The 17,266-nt window shown below is 31.4% G+C and carries 20 protein-coding genes and 1 riboswitch; of the genes, 3 read left to right on the top strand and 17 right to left on the bottom strand.

Going from position 1 to position 17,266, the window contains the following annotated elements:
• The 3 genes from HMPREF2578_RS10870 to HMPREF2578_RS07150 all read right to left on the bottom strand — a co-directional run bounded on the left by HMPREF2578_RS10870 (position 1) and on the right by HMPREF2578_RS07150 (position 1,729).
• The gene (locus HMPREF2578_RS10870; RefSeq protein WP_227944882.1) at positions 1–171 is read right to left on the bottom strand and encodes a teichoic acid D-Ala incorporation-associated protein DltX; all 171 of its coding nucleotides are present in this window, start codon (positions 169–171) and stop codon (positions 1–3) included.
• 335 nt (positions 172–506) lie between these two features.
• On the bottom strand, positions 507–1,295 hold the full coding sequence (locus HMPREF2578_RS07155) for a TIGR01457 family HAD-type hydrolase (RefSeq protein WP_049379464.1): 789 nt from the start codon (positions 1,293–1,295) through the stop codon (positions 507–509).
• On the bottom strand, positions 1,295–1,729 hold the full coding sequence (locus HMPREF2578_RS07150; RefSeq protein WP_049379463.1) for a DUF86 domain-containing protein: 435 nt from the start codon (positions 1,727–1,729) through the stop codon (positions 1,295–1,297). The genes HMPREF2578_RS07155 and HMPREF2578_RS07150 overlap by 1 nt, the downstream gene beginning before the upstream one ends.
• 102 nt (positions 1,730–1,831) lie before the next feature.
• On the opposite strand from HMPREF2578_RS07150, the gene HMPREF2578_RS07145 reads away from it, so the two are divergent.
• On the top strand, positions 1,832–2,098 hold the full coding sequence (locus HMPREF2578_RS07145) for a DUF3055 domain-containing protein (protein WP_002448201.1): 267 nt from the start codon (positions 1,832–1,834) through the stop codon (positions 2,096–2,098).
• Positions 2,099–2,151: 53 nt separating this feature from the next.
• Here the strand turns inward: HMPREF2578_RS07145 and HMPREF2578_RS07140 are convergent, their stop codons facing one another.
• From HMPREF2578_RS07140 to sufC, 10 genes are all read right to left on the bottom strand, one after another.
• A complete protein-coding gene (locus HMPREF2578_RS07140; RefSeq protein ID WP_017175869.1) occupies positions 2,152–2,538 on the bottom strand; it encodes a YutD family protein in 387 nt (128 codons plus the stop codon).
• A 203-nt stretch (positions 2,539–2,741) separates the two neighbouring features.
• On the bottom strand, positions 2,742–3,662 hold the full coding sequence (lipA, locus tag HMPREF2578_RS07135; RefSeq protein ID WP_002448197.1) for a lipoyl synthase: 921 nt from the start codon (positions 3,660–3,662) through the stop codon (positions 2,742–2,744).
• A 111-nt stretch (positions 3,663–3,773) separates the two neighbouring features.
• The gene (locus HMPREF2578_RS07130; RefSeq protein ID WP_049434478.1) at positions 3,774–5,105 is read right to left on the bottom strand and encodes a bifunctional metallophosphatase/5'-nucleotidase; all 1,332 of its coding nucleotides are present in this window, start codon (positions 5,103–5,105) and stop codon (positions 3,774–3,776) included.
• 19 nt (positions 5,106–5,124) lie between these two features.
• Positions 5,125–5,952: a sulfite exporter TauE/SafE family protein gene (locus tag HMPREF2578_RS07125; RefSeq protein ID WP_070508341.1), complete on the bottom strand. Its 828-nt coding sequence runs from the start codon at positions 5,950–5,952 to the stop codon at positions 5,125–5,127.
• 13 nt (positions 5,953–5,965) lie between these two features.
• Positions 5,966–6,814: a DUF72 domain-containing protein gene (locus HMPREF2578_RS07120; protein WP_054105344.1), complete on the bottom strand. Its 849-nt coding sequence runs from the start codon at positions 6,812–6,814 to the stop codon at positions 5,966–5,968.
• A 336-nt stretch (positions 6,815–7,150) separates the two neighbouring features.
• Entirely contained in the window at positions 7,151–8,548 is a 1,398-nt protein-coding gene (sufB, locus tag HMPREF2578_RS07115) for a Fe-S cluster assembly protein SufB (protein ID WP_002448087.1), read from the bottom strand.
• A 161-nt stretch (positions 8,549–8,709) separates the two neighbouring features.
• Positions 8,710–9,171, bottom strand: coding sequence for a Fe-S cluster assembly sulfur transfer protein SufU (sufU, locus tag HMPREF2578_RS07110; RefSeq protein ID WP_002448166.1), 462 nt, complete (start codon positions 9,169–9,171; stop codon positions 8,710–8,712).
• Positions 9,161–10,411, bottom strand: a complete 1,251-nt coding sequence (locus tag HMPREF2578_RS07105; RefSeq protein ID WP_176743744.1) for a cysteine desulfurase — start codon at positions 10,409–10,411, stop codon at positions 9,161–9,163. Before HMPREF2578_RS07105 ends, sufU begins: the two co-directional genes overlap by 11 nt.
• 30 nt (positions 10,412–10,441) lie before the next feature.
• Entirely contained in the window at positions 10,442–11,749 is a 1,308-nt protein-coding gene (gene sufD / locus HMPREF2578_RS07100) for a Fe-S cluster assembly protein SufD (protein WP_017175874.1), read from the bottom strand.
• A gap of 122 nt (positions 11,750–11,871) precedes the next feature.
• On the bottom strand, positions 11,872–12,633 hold the full coding sequence (gene sufC / locus HMPREF2578_RS07095; protein ID WP_002448050.1) for a Fe-S cluster assembly ATPase SufC: 762 nt from the start codon (positions 12,631–12,633) through the stop codon (positions 11,872–11,874).
• Positions 12,634–12,956: 323 nt separating this feature from the next.
• Here sufC and HMPREF2578_RS07090 point away from each other — a divergent pair, with 323 nt between their 5' ends.
• A complete protein-coding gene (locus HMPREF2578_RS07090) occupies positions 12,957–13,814 on the top strand; it encodes a polyprenyl-phosphate transporter PopT (protein WP_070508339.1) in 858 nt (285 codons plus the stop codon).
• Between the two features lie 63 nt (positions 13,815–13,877).
• Here the strand turns inward: HMPREF2578_RS07090 and HMPREF2578_RS07085 are convergent, their stop codons facing one another.
• Positions 13,878–14,063 carry a CsbD family protein gene (locus HMPREF2578_RS07085; protein ID WP_002448111.1) on the bottom strand — a complete coding sequence of 62 codons (186 nt, stop codon included), beginning with the start codon at positions 14,061–14,063 and terminating at the stop codon, positions 13,878–13,880.
• Positions 14,064–14,238: 175 nt separating this feature from the next.
• Here HMPREF2578_RS07085 and HMPREF2578_RS11155 point away from each other — a divergent pair, with 175 nt between their 5' ends.
• Entirely contained in the window at positions 14,239–14,403 is a 165-nt protein-coding gene (locus HMPREF2578_RS11155; protein ID WP_176743743.1) for a hypothetical protein, read from the top strand.
• A 90-nt stretch (positions 14,404–14,493) separates the two neighbouring features.
• Here the strand turns inward: HMPREF2578_RS11155 and HMPREF2578_RS07080 are convergent, their stop codons facing one another.
• The 3 genes from HMPREF2578_RS07080 to HMPREF2578_RS07070 are packed head-to-tail and all read right to left on the bottom strand — an operon-like array spanning position 14,494 to position 17,043.
• Positions 14,494–15,309, bottom strand: a complete 816-nt coding sequence (locus HMPREF2578_RS07080) for a MetQ/NlpA family ABC transporter substrate-binding protein (RefSeq protein ID WP_054105341.1) — start codon at positions 15,307–15,309, stop codon at positions 14,494–14,496.
• Positions 15,310–15,329: 20 nt separating this feature from the next.
• Positions 15,330–16,025, bottom strand: coding sequence for a methionine ABC transporter permease (locus HMPREF2578_RS07075; RefSeq protein WP_017175877.1), 696 nt, complete (start codon positions 16,023–16,025; stop codon positions 15,330–15,332).
• Positions 16,018–17,043 carry a methionine ABC transporter ATP-binding protein gene (locus HMPREF2578_RS07070; RefSeq protein WP_054105340.1) on the bottom strand — a complete coding sequence of 342 codons (1,026 nt, stop codon included), beginning with the start codon at positions 17,041–17,043 and terminating at the stop codon, positions 16,018–16,020. The genes HMPREF2578_RS07075 and HMPREF2578_RS07070 overlap by 8 nt, the downstream gene beginning before the upstream one ends.
• An 84-nt stretch (positions 17,044–17,127) precedes the next feature.
• Positions 17,128–17,232, bottom strand: a riboswitch (SAM riboswitch).
• Positions 17,233–17,266 lie beyond the last annotated feature (34 nt).

Here is a 17,266-nt window from a genome sequence, read left to right as displayed (position 1 = left end):
CTAGAATTCGTTATATATAAAGTTATTATGTGTATCGCCTGAACCATATATAAGATACAAAGCTATAAAAATTGCTAAGTATAGAATAGTCAGTAGATATGGTTTTGCTTTTTCATAAAAAACACTTATTTTTTTAGTTTCTTTCAATTGAATATTGCACCTCACAAACATTGCTATTTATTTTGAAGAACAATTCTACTTATTTTATATTTAGTAAAGTTATCTTACTATCAAGAAATATTATATCGCACTTTTATTTTTACACTTTATTATATAAAAATATTAATTATATATCAAATTTATTTTATATAATAATTAGTGAGTGTTAAATATGTATCTATCTTATCCGATATGTCCTTATTCTTATCTTTGATATTCTATATATTAGTACTAATGGTTACATATCACAATTACATAGAGCATAACAAAACTGTTAGATATAAAAACTTCTTATTACTCATATTATCAATTTAAGTAATAAGAAGTTATCATAGAAATTATTTTTATTAATTAGTATTACTTTCTAATTCAGCTATAGCCTCATTTAAATCTTTAAATGAATAGGTTGGCTTTGGTTGTTTAGTTTGAATTTCTTCATAAGATGTTACACCTGTTTGTACATGTACCGTATCCATCCCCACATTAATACCAGACATTATATCTGTATCATATAAATCTCCTACCATAGCCACTTCAGACTTATCGAGTTTCAAAATATCTAAAGCAATTTGCATGATGATGGTTTCTGGTTTACCGATAAATTGTGGCTGTTGTCCAGTAGATACACTAACCACACTTGTAATAGCTCCATTTCCAGGTAAGAAGCCTCTTTCTTTAGGAATTGAGACATCTGGATTCGTAGAGATAAATTTTGCGCCTTTACGTACTGCTAAAGTAGCTATTGCAAGTTTTTCATATGTGACTGCTTCATCTAAACCGATAACTACGTAATCTACATTCTCATCTTTTTTTACGGTTAAACCTGCATCGGTTAACGCTGTTCTTAAACCATTACCTCCTAGCATATACACGCTAGCTTGACTATTTTCTTCTGCAATGTAATTTGCCGTAGCTAGAGCAGAAGTAACTACTTCGTCTGGTTTAGCGTCAATCTTCATTTCTTTTAACTTTTCTGTTACTTCTTCAGGCGTCTTAGTAGAGTTATTAGTAACATATAAATGAGGAATATCGTTTTTGTTCAAATAATCGATAAATTGAGCAGCACCATCAATTTCTGCTGTACCCATATACATTGTTCCATCTAAATCGATTAAATAACCTTTATAATTTTTCATTATGAATAATCTCCCTTTCCAAAAGCGGTAATTGGCACATTTTCTTTGTCTAGAAATTGAGTAACTTCTTTAACAAATTGTCGATAATACGGTATTGAGGTGTCAAATAATGGTACAAGTGTTTCAACTTCTAATTCTGTATAATGATGTGCAAACTGTTTTCTGATTTCAACTGTATCATTAATATGGTTCTGTGTATCTTTGGAAATCACCCCTTCAAGTTCTAAAATATCAATAACATCTTTATAGTTACCAGGATCTCTCAAAATAAAAGCGTCAATAATCATATTTCCAATATCTACCGATGATTCAATTAGCATTTGCGCAATACGTTCAAATGCATAATGATTTGATTTATTTGTTTCATAATTCTTAATAAGCTGATTTAAATATTTTATTTTAAGTGCTAATTTATCTTTATCTACAAAATACATATCTGTCACCTCTTATTATTATTATCATATCATAGTTTTGCATCATGCATCATTTGTCGTTATACTAATTTCACATATTAAAAATAAAGGAGCATGACTGATATGATAGATATGTTTCTGTACGATGATGAGGAACAATCGCAAGCACAATTCGTAGGATTTGTAGGTGAACATAGTCGCTATGATTTAATGCTTATTCAGACCGATCGTCATTACGGTAAAACACTGGTATTAAATCTTCAAACTAATAAATTTGGCATCATAGGCACAGATGATATTGAAGAAGAAGGATATATTGCTCATATATTAGGTGTGTCTCAAGAAGAAAGCGAAGAAATCATTGAATATCTAAATCAAGTTATTCAATAAATGAAAGGTCAAAACAATGATATTTACAAAATATACATTGTTTTGACCTTTCATTATTTATTATTCTTTTTTTCAGTAGATTGCGTAGCTTGTATTGTTGGTTTTATTTTAACATCATGTAATTTATCCTCTACTTCATCTACACTATCTAGTTCTAATCGTTCATTATCATTAATATGTCTCACTATGAAATATGGACAACCAAAATTACAATATTCCAAAATATAATCTTGAATGGTTGAAAAACGTTTTGAAATTTCAGCTTTTTTATTTGAATCTTTATAAAATCCTTTTAAACGTAATTGATCATAACCAAAATCTCCAACTACAAAATCATATTTATCAAGTATATCTGAATATCTTGAAGCAAATAATTCTTCGTCAAAGCATTCTCTATAATCTTCAATTAATTCAAAATACTGTTGATTAACTTTAATCATAATAAGTCACCTTTAATTGTAATTATAATAAAAACTTAGATTGCCTATTTTAAAGAAAAAGAGCAATCTAAGTTTTAGCATCTATCTATTAATAAACATTGTTAATTGACTTTATGTACTCATATTATTGTTTCACAAGATAATATGACTTCATTATGCAATATCACTTAACAGAAAGTTTATTTTAAATTTTTGGGTTAATATTATTTTTGTTGTAACTGTTCTTCTCCAAGACGGTGTTTTTCTTTTGCCGCTTCATTTACTTGTTCATCAGCATGATAAGAACTTCGTACCATTGGACCAGCTTCACAATGTTTAAATCCTTTTTCCATTGCAATTTTTCTTAATTTACCAAATTCTAATGGAGTATAATACTTTTCAACTTTTAAGTGTTTACGTGATGGTTGTAAATATTGACCAATTGTTAAAATATCAACATCATTTGCACGTAAGTCATCCATTGTTTCATAAATTTCTTCCAATGTTTCACCTAAACCTACCATTAAACTTGATTTAGTTGGAATATCAGGTTGTAACTCTTTAGAACGACGTAAGAATTCTAATGTTCTGTCGTAAGTCGCACGCGCACGAACTCTTGGAGTTAAACGACGTACTGTTTCAATGTTATGGTTTAAAATATCAGGTCTTGAAGCCATTAGTGTTTCAAGTGCTTCATAATCCCCACCCATATCTGACGGTAAAATTTCAATTGTCGTATATGGATTACGTTCACGTACTTTACGAACCGTTTCTGCATATACATTAGATCCTGCATCTCTTAAATCATCACGTGCAACAGCTGTGATAACAACATGTTTAAGATTCATTAGTTCTACAGACTCTGCAACACGTTCTGGTTCATTTAAATCTAGTTCATTAGGTAAGCCAGTTTTTACTGCACAGAAACGACAAGCTCTTGTACATACCGCACCTAAAATCATAAATGTAGCCGTACGTCTAGCTCCCCAACATTCATGTATATTTGGACATTTTGCTTCTTCACAAACTGTATGTAAATTTTTCTCACGCATCATTTTCTTGAGGCCGATGTAGTTTTCATTAGTGTTTAGCTTTATTTTCAACCAATCTGGTTTACGTAAAATCTCTTCATTTTTAGTAGCCATAACAACACATACCCTCCTGTTTAATCTATCTTCAACTATTATAACGAAATTTACATTAAATTAAAATGTAATAACTTATAAAATTAAGACATAACTATGAACATTTGTGTACTAAGAAGAATGATGCATATGAATTAATTTTTCTTTAAAGATATCTCTTAAAAATTCAGGCATTAAATAATCAATCGATGTTCCTTTTAATAATGGGAAATATCTTCCAAATGTATACATATCTACAGTTCCTAATATATAGGTACGGTTATCTTCTATTTCTTGTCCATCTACAAAGAAGCGATGTTCTGATTGAATAAATCCACATTTATATAATATATAACCACCAAAAATATCACCTCTAAATCCTAATCCTTGGACATGTTCATACATATATTCTTGCTTTTGACTTTTTAAGATTACCTTTTTCAATTCAGAACCTTTCAAACGTACACGAACTAAGTTGATTGGATGAGGTAACATAGTATGGATATCGTATTCAGTAAGTTGATCGCTCTCAACACTATTAACAATTAATCCAGCATTAATAATTGTACAATCTGCATTTGTAAACTCATACACACTTTCTGCAAGTAAATAAGTCGTTTTTGTAATCACATTTGTTTTACTAGATAAAGAAACTGGTTTATTAATAATCGCCTTCTTCATCAAATCTTTTCCTTCTTCATCAAATTGTGTTTTAACCACTGGTAATGTGTCTACTGGATGTAATGTAGCCTCTTTAGTAACTACTTTTTTATTTTCAATCGTTAAATTCACTTCTCCAAGATAATATCCATATTTCCCTGCTGCTGCCATAAGTACACCATTATTGACTTCACCATGATTAAAATGATGATGTGTGTGGCTTCCTAGTATCACATCTATCTCTGGGATTTCTTGACATAATTTTTCATCAAAAAAGACACCTACATGACTCATAACTATTAATACATCGTATTGTCCTTTGCGTTGTTCAATTTCGTCTTTGATGGCTTCTAATGGGTCTGTCACAATCCAATCAAGTGCTCGATAGAATGGCGTGAAAGGTGCCGTCGCTGCTACAAATAAAAAGCGCACATCTTCTATTTCTTTTATATAAGAAGTGGCAATATGACGAGGTAAGTGGCCATCTTCGTCTAAAACATTAGCACATATGACTTTAAATTGTGCATCATTGTAAAGATTATTTAATGCTTCATGAGAAATAGTCATTCCTTCATTATTCCCAATTGTAGCAATATCACAATGAGCCTCATTTAAAAGTTCAACGTTCTTTTTGCCCATAGTTGCTTCTGTTACTGGTGTAGATAAATCAACATGATCACCAATATCTAAATAAAGTGAAGGGTGTTGAAGTTCAGGTCGGTGTTCAGCCATGTACGTCATAATACGTGCATATTCATTAAGGTGACTATGAATGTCATTTGTATGAAAAATTGTAAGCTTCACTTAAATTCCTCCTGTTTTATTATAGAAACGATTTAATAATTAGATATACACCCATAATTAACATTACTGTGCGTAATAATAATACTACTGTTTCTGATTTAATCGAGTGATTTATTTTTACTCCAATTTGAGCGCCAATATAACTAGAAATGATTAGAATAATTGAATATGACCAAGCAACATGACCTTGAATAATATGACCAACTGAACTCATTACACTTGAAAAGAAAATCATCATCATACTTGTCCCTACTGCTACATGAGGTGGAAATCTAAATACTATAAGCATTAAAGGAGTCATCAACGCTCCACCACCAATTCCAAATAAACCTGTAAGTACACCTATAAATAATGTAGCAAAGAAGGCAAACATAGGTGGAACGCTATAATGATAAGTCATCCCTTTAGCATCGATGTATGTTTTACGATACTTTTCCTTATCGAATATTTTAAATGGTTTAATTTTATATCTAATCATCAATAAAATAGATACACAGATCATAAAAATACCAAAGTATAAATTAAACGAATTTAATGTTAAATATCTACTTAAAAATGAACCAATAAGTGAACCAGGTAATAATCCAAATAAAAATATGGATCCATTTTTAATATCTACTTGCTTTGTTTTCAAATAACCAATAGATGAAGAAAGTCCAGTTACAATAAGAATAACCGATGACGTACCAATTGCAATCTGAGTAGTGATGCCGTGTAATAGATGATGGTTCACTCCTAAATACACTAAAGTAGGTACGATAATTATACCACCACCAATACCTACTAAAGAACCTAATACTGCAGATAATAATCCAATTAAAACTAATAAAATCATTGTTAAAAACATTATAATTCGCCTCTTAGAAAAATTTTAATTGCTGAGGTGCTAAGCCTGTATACTCTATATCTAAAATATCTTGATAGGTTTTAGCATTTTGAGCTGCATGACCACCAGAATTATTATTAAAAACAACATAGACCTTTTCAGCTTTTTGTTCTAATATTTGAACTTTATTTGCTAAATCTTTTAATTCATTTTCATTATAATTATATAAATATCTAACATCTCGCCACTCTTGATCAGTCATATCTTTTTTAGTCCAACCATGCTGATTTCTACCATGATAACGCACAAAAGCGGTACTAGAAGTTATACGATTGACTAAAGGTATAGACCCATCTTTAATTTGTGGTTCATCTACGACCGCATGAATAATTTGATGTTCGGTTAAAAACATTAAAGTTTGTTCTTTAAATTGGGAATTAAACCAAGATTGATGTCTAAATTCTACACACATGGGGATATCTTCTAGCTGTTGTCGAACATACAAAATATAATTTATATTTTGCGCTGTACAATTAAACCAAGGTGGAAATTGCACTAGGACCATTGCTAATTTATGATGTGCAATCAGTGGTTCAAGCATTTGTCTAAATTGTTTAAATAGTTCAGAGCGTGAATCAGCATAGGTTTTATAATCTGAATGAAGCGTTAATGCTTGATGAATCTTAACGATAAACTGAAACGTATCTGGTGTTTCATTGATCCATTTCAATATATTACGTTCAGGTTGGATAGCATAATATGAGGCGTCAAGTTCAACAACAGGAAAATGACTCGCATATGTACGTAGTTTATCTGTTTGTCTTTCAAGATCTTCATATAAAGAATAATGATCTCCCCATCCAGTTAGACCGATATTAATCATTTTTATCACCAGATATATGATACCATATTCAAAATTAATATATCACTTGTTGTATACTAACTTTACATTTTCTTATTATTTTAAAATCGCTACTATAACACCCTAAGTTTGCGTTAATAACTGATTCATTTGTAAAAATAATTAATCTATTAAATCGTTCACTTTTGATTAGTAGCTAATTTGTAACTACTTGTCTTCTAATATATTGTGTTAACTGGTTTTAAACTAGATAAGGTAGAATATCGCCATCATAATTAATCATAGCTTTAAAAACAAAAGAACTAGAATGTTAAACATTCTAGTTCTTTTAACTATTAGCTTAAGCTATATCTTAAATTATCCGATTGAACCTTCCATTTCAAATTTAATAAGACGGTTCATTTCTACAGCATATTCCATTGGTAATTCTTTAGTAAATGGTTCGATGAATCCCATAACAATCATCTCAGTTGCTTCTTCTTCAGAAATCCCTCTACTCATTAGATAGAATAATTGTTCTTCAGATACTTTAGAAACTTTCGCTTCATGTTCTAATGAAATATTATCATTAAATACTTCATTGTATGGAATTGTGTCTGAAGTTGATTCGTTATCTAGAATTAATGTATCGCATTCGATATTTGAACGCGCACCTTTAGCTTTGCGTCCAAAGTGAACGATACCGCGATAGATTACTTTACCACCGTTTTTAGAAATTGATTTAGATACGATAGTTGAAGATGTATTTGGGGCTTTATGAATCATTTTAGCACCTGCATCTTGAACTTGACCTTTACCCGCAAATGCGATGGATAATGTACTACCTTTCGCACCTTCACCTAATAATACACAGTTAGGGTATTTCATTGTTAACTTAGAACCTAAGTTACCGTCAACCCATTCCATATTACCATTTTCATGAACAAACGTACGTTTAGTAACTAAGTTATACACATTGTTAGCCCAGTTTTGGATAGTAGTATAACGAACATGTGCATCTTTATGAACAATAATTTCAACTACTGCTGAGTGTAATGAACTTGTAGTATATACTGGCGCAGTACAACCCTCAACATAGTTTACTGAAGCCCCTTCATCAGCAATAATTAATGTACGTTCGAATTGACCCATATTTTCTGAGTTAATTCGGAAGTACGCTTGTAATGGTGTATCTAATTTAACGTTTTTAGGTACATAGATGAATGAACCACCTGACCATACTGCTGAATTTAATGCTGCGAATTTATTATCAGCTGCTGGAACAACAGAAGCAAAGTATTCTTTAAATAAGTCTTCATTTTCACGTAAAGCACTGTCTGTATCTTTAAAGATTATCCCTTTTTCTTCTAATTCTTTTTCCATATTATGATATACAACTTCTGATTCATATTGTGCAGAAACACCAGCTAAATATTTTTGTTCTGCTTCTGGTATACCTAATTTATCAAATGTACGTTTAATTTCTTCAGGTACTTCATCCCAAGAACGTTCAGTATGCTCTGAAGGCTTAACATAATAAGTAATGTCATCAAAATTCAATTCTGATAAATCACCACCCCATTGAGGCATTGGGATTTTATAGAATAGTTTTAAAGCTTTTAATCGGAAATTAAGCATCCATTCTGGTTCTTCTTTCATCTTAGAAATTTCTCTAACAATATTTTCTGTTAGACCACGTTCTGATCTGAAAATGGAAACGTCCTCATCATGGAAACCATATTTATAATCTCCAACATCAGGTGCTTTTTTAGCCATTTCAATCACTCCTTAAATATATTTAAAACGATATGCGCATCATTTATTTTTCACTACTATCTATAGTCATTGTAACAACATGCAAACTACATAAAAAGAAATATGTGTAAAATGTCACAGCACCATAGTGCTTAGAATAACATTTATTATCTATGCGTATTTTATTCTTCAGTTGTACCTTCTGCTTTACCTTCTTTTTGCACTGTACCTTTTTCTAAAGCTTTCCATGCTAAGGTTGCACATTTAATACGCGCTGGGAATTGAGAAACACCTTGTAATGCTTCTACATCTCCCATATCTTCAGTGATGTTATAATCTTCACCTAACATCATTTTAGTAAATTCTTGACTCATTTGCATTGCTTCACCTAATGAATGACCTTTAACTGCTTCAGTCATCATCGATGCACTTGACATTGAAATTGAGCAACCTTCACCTTCGAATTTCGCCTCTTGAATGATACCATCTTCGATATCAAATGTTAGTCTAATGCGATCACCACAAGTAGGATTATTCATATCTACTGTCATTGATCCATTATCTAAAACGCCTTTATTACGAGGATTCTTATAATGATCCATAATTACAGATCTATAAAGTTGATCTAAATTATTAAAACTCATATGAGAAAAACTCCTTCGTTTGTTTCAATGCTTCTACTAATTGGTCAACATCTTCTTTAGTATTATAAATATAAAAACTTGCTCTTGCAGTAGATGATACATTTAACCATTTCATTAATGGTTGCGCACAGTGATGTCCAGCTCTAACAGCGACACCTTCAGTATCTACTGCTGTAGCAACATCATGTGGATGAATATCAGCTAAATTAAAAGTGATCACACCTGCACGTCTTTCTTTAGGGGGACCATATATTTCTAATCCTTCAATTGAAGATAATTGCTCATATGCATATTCTGTTAATTCTTTTTCATGCTGATGAATGGCATCAAAGCCTATATTTTCGATATAACGAATAGCTTCAGCCAATCCAATAGCTTGAGCAATAATCGGTGTACCAGCTTCAAATTTAGTAGGTAAGTCAGCCCATGTTGCATCGTACTTACTTACAAAATCAATCATGTCCCCACCATACTCAACAGGTTCCATGTTTTGAAGTAGTTCACGTTTTCCATATAATACACCAATACCAGTCGGTCCTAGCATTTTGTGACCGCTAAAGCTAAAGAAATCAACATCTAAATCTTGAACATCGATATCCATATGAGGTGCAGATTGTGCTCCATCAACACTAATAATAGCACCGTGTTCATGCGCAATCTTAGCAATTGCTTTTATATCATTAATGGTACCTAAGACATTAGACACATGAGTAATAGCTACAATCTTAGTATTGTCATTAATTGTCGCTTTGACATCTTCGATTCTTAGTTCACCCTCATCAGTCATAGGAATAAATTTTAAAGTAGCTTTTTTTCGTTTAGCTAGCTGTTGCCAAGGCACAATATTAGCATGATGTTCCATCTCTGTCACAACGATTTCGTCGCCTTCGTTAATATTAGCGTCTCCATAACTATGTGCAACAATATTAATTGAAGCAGTCGTACCTCTAGTAAAAATAATTTCTTCAAAATATTTAGCATTAATGAAACGTCGTACTGTCTCACGAGCACTTTCATATCCATCTGTTGCTAAAGAACCTAGAGTATGCACACCACGATGCACATTAGAATTGTAACGTTTATAATAATCATCTAATACATTTAATACTTGCACTGGTGTTTGACTTGTTGCTGTTGAATCAAGATAAGCTAATCGTTTTCCATTAACTTTTTGATTTAGTATAGGAAAGTCTTCAATAATTTCTTGTATGTTTAATGAAGTTTCGGCCACTACCTTCACGACCTTTCTTTTATTGAAAATCTCAATGATCTATTTATTTACTTTAAGTTCGATGACTTCTCGTAATTGACGTTTCACATCTTCAATTGGTAATTCACGGACAACTGGATCTAAGAAACCATGAATAACAAGACGTTCTGCTTCTTTTTGAGAAATACCACGGCTCATTAAGTAGTAAAGTTGTTCTGGGTCAACACGACCAACCGAAGCTGCATGACCTGCTTCAACATCATCTTCATCGATAAGTAGAATAGGGTTCGCATCTCCGCGAGCATGCTCTGAAAGCATTAACACACGAGATTCTTGATTTGCGATAGATTTTGTACCGCCATGCTTAATATATCCAATACCGTTAAATACAGATGAAGCATTTTCACGCATTACACCATGTTTTAAGATATAACCATTTGTTTCCTTACCATATTGAACGATTTTAGATGTTAAGTTAATTTTTTGATCACCAGTACCAACAATGACTGATTTTAGTTCACTTGTTGAACGATCACCAATTAAGTTAGTAGTATTATCAATAATTTGGCTTCCCTCATTCATTAAACCTAAAGCCCAATTAATTGATGCATCTGCTGCCGTCACACCACGACGGATAATGTGACCTGTAAATCCTTTATCTAGATAGTCAACTGAACCATAAGTAATGTTTGAATTTGCTCCTGCAATCACTTCAGAAATAATATTGACTTGATTACCTTCACCACTTGCAGTTGAAAGGTAATTCTCAACATATGTTACTTCAGCACTTTCTTCCGTTACAATAATGGCATGATTAAATAAACTTGCATTCTCATTGTCATGTAATACTACATATTGAATAGGGTCTTCAACTACTACATTTTTAGGGACATATACAAATACGCCACCATTCAATAATGCTGTATGCAAAGCAGTTAATCGATGTTCATCTACTGTAACTGCATCTTTCATTAAATATTTTTCTACTAATTCACTATGATCTTGTAGCGCTTTTGATAAACCTTCAATAATAACATTATTATGATTTGCTTGTTCTGATACTTGTGTGAAAGCTAAATCATTATTATGTTGAATAATTAAATTTTTAGAATTTTCTATATCAATAATATTTTTAACTGATTCAGGAAGTTCTGATACATCATTATATGATTTACTTTCTACATGATGTTGTTTAAATGCATCGAAATCCCATTTTTTTAGTTTTGTTTTATCTGGTTTAGGCATTTCTAAAGTTTCTGTTAATTTCAAAGCTTTTTGACGTAGTTCAGTCATCCAAGAAGGTTCATTTTGTGCTTTAGAATAATCAACAAGTTGTGCTTCAGAAATATTTAAAGTTTCTGTTGTCATAATGCTTTTTCCTCCTACTTGATGAAAAATTTTAGTAACTGAATTGATATATAAACTGTTTATTTCCACATTTTAAAATCAATCAGTTCTTTTTATGAATAGTTTTTATATTATTTAATGACCTATTCAGTTGCACCAAATTCTTCTTTAACCCATTCATAACCTTCTTCTTCAAGACGTTTAGCTAATTCTGGACCGCCTGATTTTACAACTTTACCGCCATACATAACATGTACTTTATCAGGAGTAATATAGTTTAATAAACGTTGATAGTGTGTAATCATTAATGCACCGAAATCTTCACCACGCATTTCATTGATTCCTTTAGAAACGACTTTTAATGCATCAATATCTAAACCTGAGTCAATTTCATCTAAAATCGCAAATTTGGGTTCTAACATCATTAATTGTAAGATTTCATTACGTTTTTTCTCCCCACCTGAGAAACCTTCATTTAAATAACGTTGCGCCATATCTTTATCAATATCTAAGAAATCCATTTGTTTATCTAATTTTTTAATAAATTGCATTAAGTTAATTTCTTGACCTTCTTCACGTTTTGCATTAATCGCTGAACGCATAAAGTCTGCATTTGTTACACCAGTAATTTCTGATGGATATTGCATTGCTAAGAAAAGACCTGCTTTTGCTCTTTCGTCAACCTCTAATTCTAAAATATTTACGCCATCAAGTAATACTTCACCTTGAGTAACTTCATAACTTGGGTGACCCATAATTGCAGAAGATAATGTTGATTTACCTGTACCATTAGGTCCCATGATTGCGTGAACTTCACCAGTATTAATTGTTAAATTAACACCTTTTAAAATTTCTTTATCTTCAATAGACACATGTAAGTCTTTAATTTCCAATGTTGATGACATTTATATTCCCTCCATAAAATATAAAGTTTTCTTAACTAGTTTATAGTAATTTTAATTTATAGTCAAAAAGACTTCTAACACTTTAATACACTTAATTATAACGTAAATAGTCCCCAATATAAACTTATTAAAATGACAAAAAAGATTATATTTTCGTCAAAATTGTTTCGAAATGACTTCAATTTTCAAGTGCGACTGATAATCAAAAGGCATCTGTTCTCAATAGGCATCTATATATTAACGATGATTGACTACTTAATATTTCAATGTAAGTTAAAAATTTGGTAGTATTCGTATTAACTCAATAAAGAAAGGAGACCTTTATGACATTCAAATGGAAAAATATTTTAAAAGGATTTGCGATGGGAACTTCAGATTTAGTTCCAGGAATTAGTGGAGGTACCATTGCTTTACTTTTAGGAATATATGATGGTTTTATTTCATCCATTAGTGGATTGTTTTCTAAACGATTTTGGCCAAGTCTAAAATTTTTACTTCCTATATTAATAGGAATGATTTTAGCGATTGGTGTACTTAGTAATTTAATTCATTACCTACTCGATCATCATCATGTAATAACGATGTTCTTTTTTACTGGTTTAATTATAGGCATTGTCCCTTACTTATTAAAAACTTCAGATTTTAAAAAAACATTTACAACTAAACACTATGGATTATTAATTTTAGGAATCATAGTTATAGTGGCATTAACGTTATTAAATCCTAGCACACAGCAATCAAGTTTACCACTTCAATTATCTTTTAGTCTTATTATTAAATATTTTATAGCAGGTGTTTGTGCTTCTAGTGCAATGCTACTTCCAGGTATCTCTGGCTCATTTATGCTACTTGTATTCGGTGCATATGGAACAATAATGTTAGCTATTGCTAATTTAGCTAAATTTAACTTTACCGGTCTGCCTATATTAATAGTAGTTGGTTTAGGTATTTTATGTGGATTTCTATTTTCAAGCCGTATTATAAAATACTTTTTAACCCACCACTTTATTGGAACATTTGCCTTAATTACTGGTTTTGTTATTGGTTCAATTTATGCTGTATTCCCAGGAATTCCTAAATCACCAGTAGAATGGATTGTTTCGATTATTTCTTTAGTAATAGGATATATAGTAAGTTATTCATTAGGACTGATTACGTCTAACAATGATACTCAGACATAATATTCTAAAATAAACAAAAAACGCATGTGTTTAACACATGCGTTCTCTTCTAGTTAAAACGACTTATTTATCGCCTTTTAATTTATCAATAACATCATTTGCTTTATCTTTAACGTTATCAACCACTTCTTTAGCTTTACCTGAAGCTTTGTCGCCTTGACCTTCTTTTTCTAAATCTTTATTATCAGTTGCATTACCAACTGTTTCCTTAATATTACCTTTAGCTTGTTCAAATTTATCTTCTGCCATTTTAAATTCCTCCTTGTTAAACATTTCATTCTTAAATGATTTTTGTAATATTAACATACCCAATACATATCATGTATAAACATAAATTCTGTTATTTTTTTATATTTTCTGTCTAATTAAAATAATTGTTATAATAACATTGTTCAATTTACTTATCCAATTGGAGATGATAACTATGACATTTGTTAATTTTACTGCTATGACAGAAAAAGGTTTAAATAAAAAAGTCAATGCATTCATAGAAGAACATCCATATATAGAAATTGTTAAATTTGAATATGCGATGGGTCAAGGTGGTATCGGCGTTGGAATACTATATCAAGACGATTCAAGTTTATAATATAAATGACTGCAATAAATGTATTGATATAAAATAAAAAAACGGTTCACATATTTGTTTGTGAACCGTTTTTTACTGCATTATTATTCATTATTTTGCAGGTACAACTGCACCTTTGTATTTGTCATTGATGAAATCACGAATGTCTTTAGATTGTAATACTTCAACTAAAGCTTTAATTTTTTCATCATCTTTATGATCTTTACGAACTGCAATTAGGTTTGCATAAGGGTTATTATTAGGTTTTTCAACTACAATTGAATCTTTTTGTGGACTTAAGCCTTGATCAATAGCATAGTTTGAATTAATAATAGCTGCATCTACATCTTGATTTTGATAGATTTTTGGAAGATATTCAGCTGATTGTTTGTTATTGAATTTAATATCTTTTTTGTTTTCAGTAATATCTTCAAATTTAGCGTCTTCAATTTTTACGCCTTTTTTAATTTTAATTAAGCCTTCATCAACGAAGAATTTTAAGAAACGACCTTGTTCAGCTGGGTTATTTGAAACATAAACTGTCGCACCTTTAGGAAGGTCTTTTAAACTTTTGTATTTTTTAGAATAAACAGCCATTGGTTCTAAATGAACTTTACCTGCATCTTCAATTTTGTATCCTTTTTCTTTACTTTCAGTTTTTAAATAAGGAACGTGTTGGAAGTAGTTAGCATCAAGCTCACCTTTATCTAACAACTTATTAGGTGTAGTGTAATCATTGATTGTTTTAATTTCTAAATTATAACCTTTTTTCTCAAGAAGTGGTTTTGCTTTTTCTAAGATTTCAGCATGTGGTGCTGGTGAGGCACCTACAACGATTTTTTTATCTTTTTCGTCTCCGCCTTTACCACAAGCAGCTAATACAACTGTCAGTGTAAGTACTAATACTAAACTTAAAAGTTTTTTCATTTAATCTGTCCTCTTTTCTATTATCGTTTATCAATTTTATTTGTAAGCCAATCCCCGATGAATTGGATTATAAATACAATAATTAAAATAAATACGGTTGACACTAGAATGACGTCGTTTTGGTTACGTGTAAAACCAGTTAAGTAAGCTAAGTTACCTAAACCACCTGCACCAATAACGCCTGCAATAGCAGTTGAACCAACTAAAGCGATAGCAGTTACTGTAATACCTGAAACAAGTGCTGGCATTGCTTCTGGAAGCAATACTTTTCGAACGACTGTCCAAGTATTCGCACCCATAGACCATGCTGCTTCAATAACGCCTTTATCGATTTCTTTAAATGCGATTTCAACTAATCTTGCGTAGAACGGTGCAGCGCCAATGATTAATGCTGGAAGTGCTCCCGTCGGTCCACTAATTGTACCTAATAATACACTTGTGAACGGAATTAATAACAAAATTAAAATAATAAATGGAATCGCACGGAACAAGTTAACTATAAATGAAACTACCGTATAGAAAATTTTAGCTCCAGGTGCATCACTTTTAGCTGATAAGAAAAGCAGCACACCTAAGATTAAGCCAAAGATAAAAGCAAAAATGGTTGACACTACAGTCATATAAAGTGTTTCATATATTGCTTGCCAAACTTCAGGCCATTGCACGTTAGGCATAGTAATCATTTCATGGAAGATATCACCATATGATTTATCCATGTTTAATCACCTCCACATTTACGTGTTGTTTATGTAACTCAGTTACAAATGTATTAAATCCATCTTCACTAATATGTGGAATATGTACAATTAAAAATCCAATTGAACCTGTACGTGTATTTTTAATATTTGCTTCCAAAATATTTAATTCAATATTCTGCATTCGCGTAATATCAGATACAACAGGTTGTGTGGTATTATTACCGTTGAAATTCAATCTTACAATATAAGCGTCTTTGTTCAATGGTTCTAGATGTTTAATTGAATCTTCAAAATCGTCGTCTAAATCGTCTTTCACGAATCGTTTTGTCACCTCATGTTGAGGATTTTCAAATACTTCATCAACATTACCTTGCTCAATAACACGTCCATTTTCCATCACTGCAACTGCATCACATATGCGTCTAATCACTTGCATTTCATGTGTAATAATCACAATCGTTAGATTTCTTTCTTCTTTTATTTTTAATAGTAAATCTAAAATTTCATCCGTTGTTTGTGGATCTAGCGCACTTGTAGCCTCGTCACATAATAAGACATTCGGATCATTCGCTAATGCACGAGCAATCCCAACTCTTTGTTTTTGACCACCCGATAATTCTGCAGGATAAGCTTTTTCACGGCCTTTTAAACCGACCAACTCTACAAGTTCTAAAGCTCTTTTTTTTGCTTCTGTACGAGCTACTCCGGCTATTTCTAGTGGGAACATAATATTACTAATGACAGTACGTGACCATAATAAATTAAAATGTTGGAAAATCATACTTACTTTTTGTCGTTTTTTTCTCAAATCTGATTTAGAAAGTTTGTTAATATTGTCTCCATCTATAATGATATCCCCTGAAGTCGGCTCTTCTAGATTATTAAACATTCGAATTAACGTACTTTTACCAGCACCAGAGAACCCAATCACTCCAAAAATTGAGCCTGATTCTATATTCAAATCAACGTGATCTACTGCTAGTACATCTTTGTTCTTTGTGTGATAGCGTTTAACAACTTGATTTAACTCAATCACGTTAAATGCCTCCCTTAAATTCCTTATGTAATTAAAAAATGCTTTCCCATCTAGAGAGATGAGAAAGCATTTAAAATTATCTTTCTCTCATCTTCTAAAGTCTTAAACTTTATGTGAATTGGCACCATTTCCATTATAGACGGTTGCCGGGCTTCGTAGGGCACATCCCTCCACCTCTCTCGATAAGAGTTTTCGCACTATTTAATTAATTTATATCCTATCA

The organism is Staphylococcus sp. HMSC072H03, assembly GCF_001809305.1.
GTDB lineage: Bacteria > Bacillota > Bacilli > Staphylococcales > Staphylococcaceae > Staphylococcus > Staphylococcus hominis.
The sequence above is the reverse complement of the archived record's forward strand: the minus strand, read 5'-3'. Positions and strand labels throughout refer to the sequence as shown.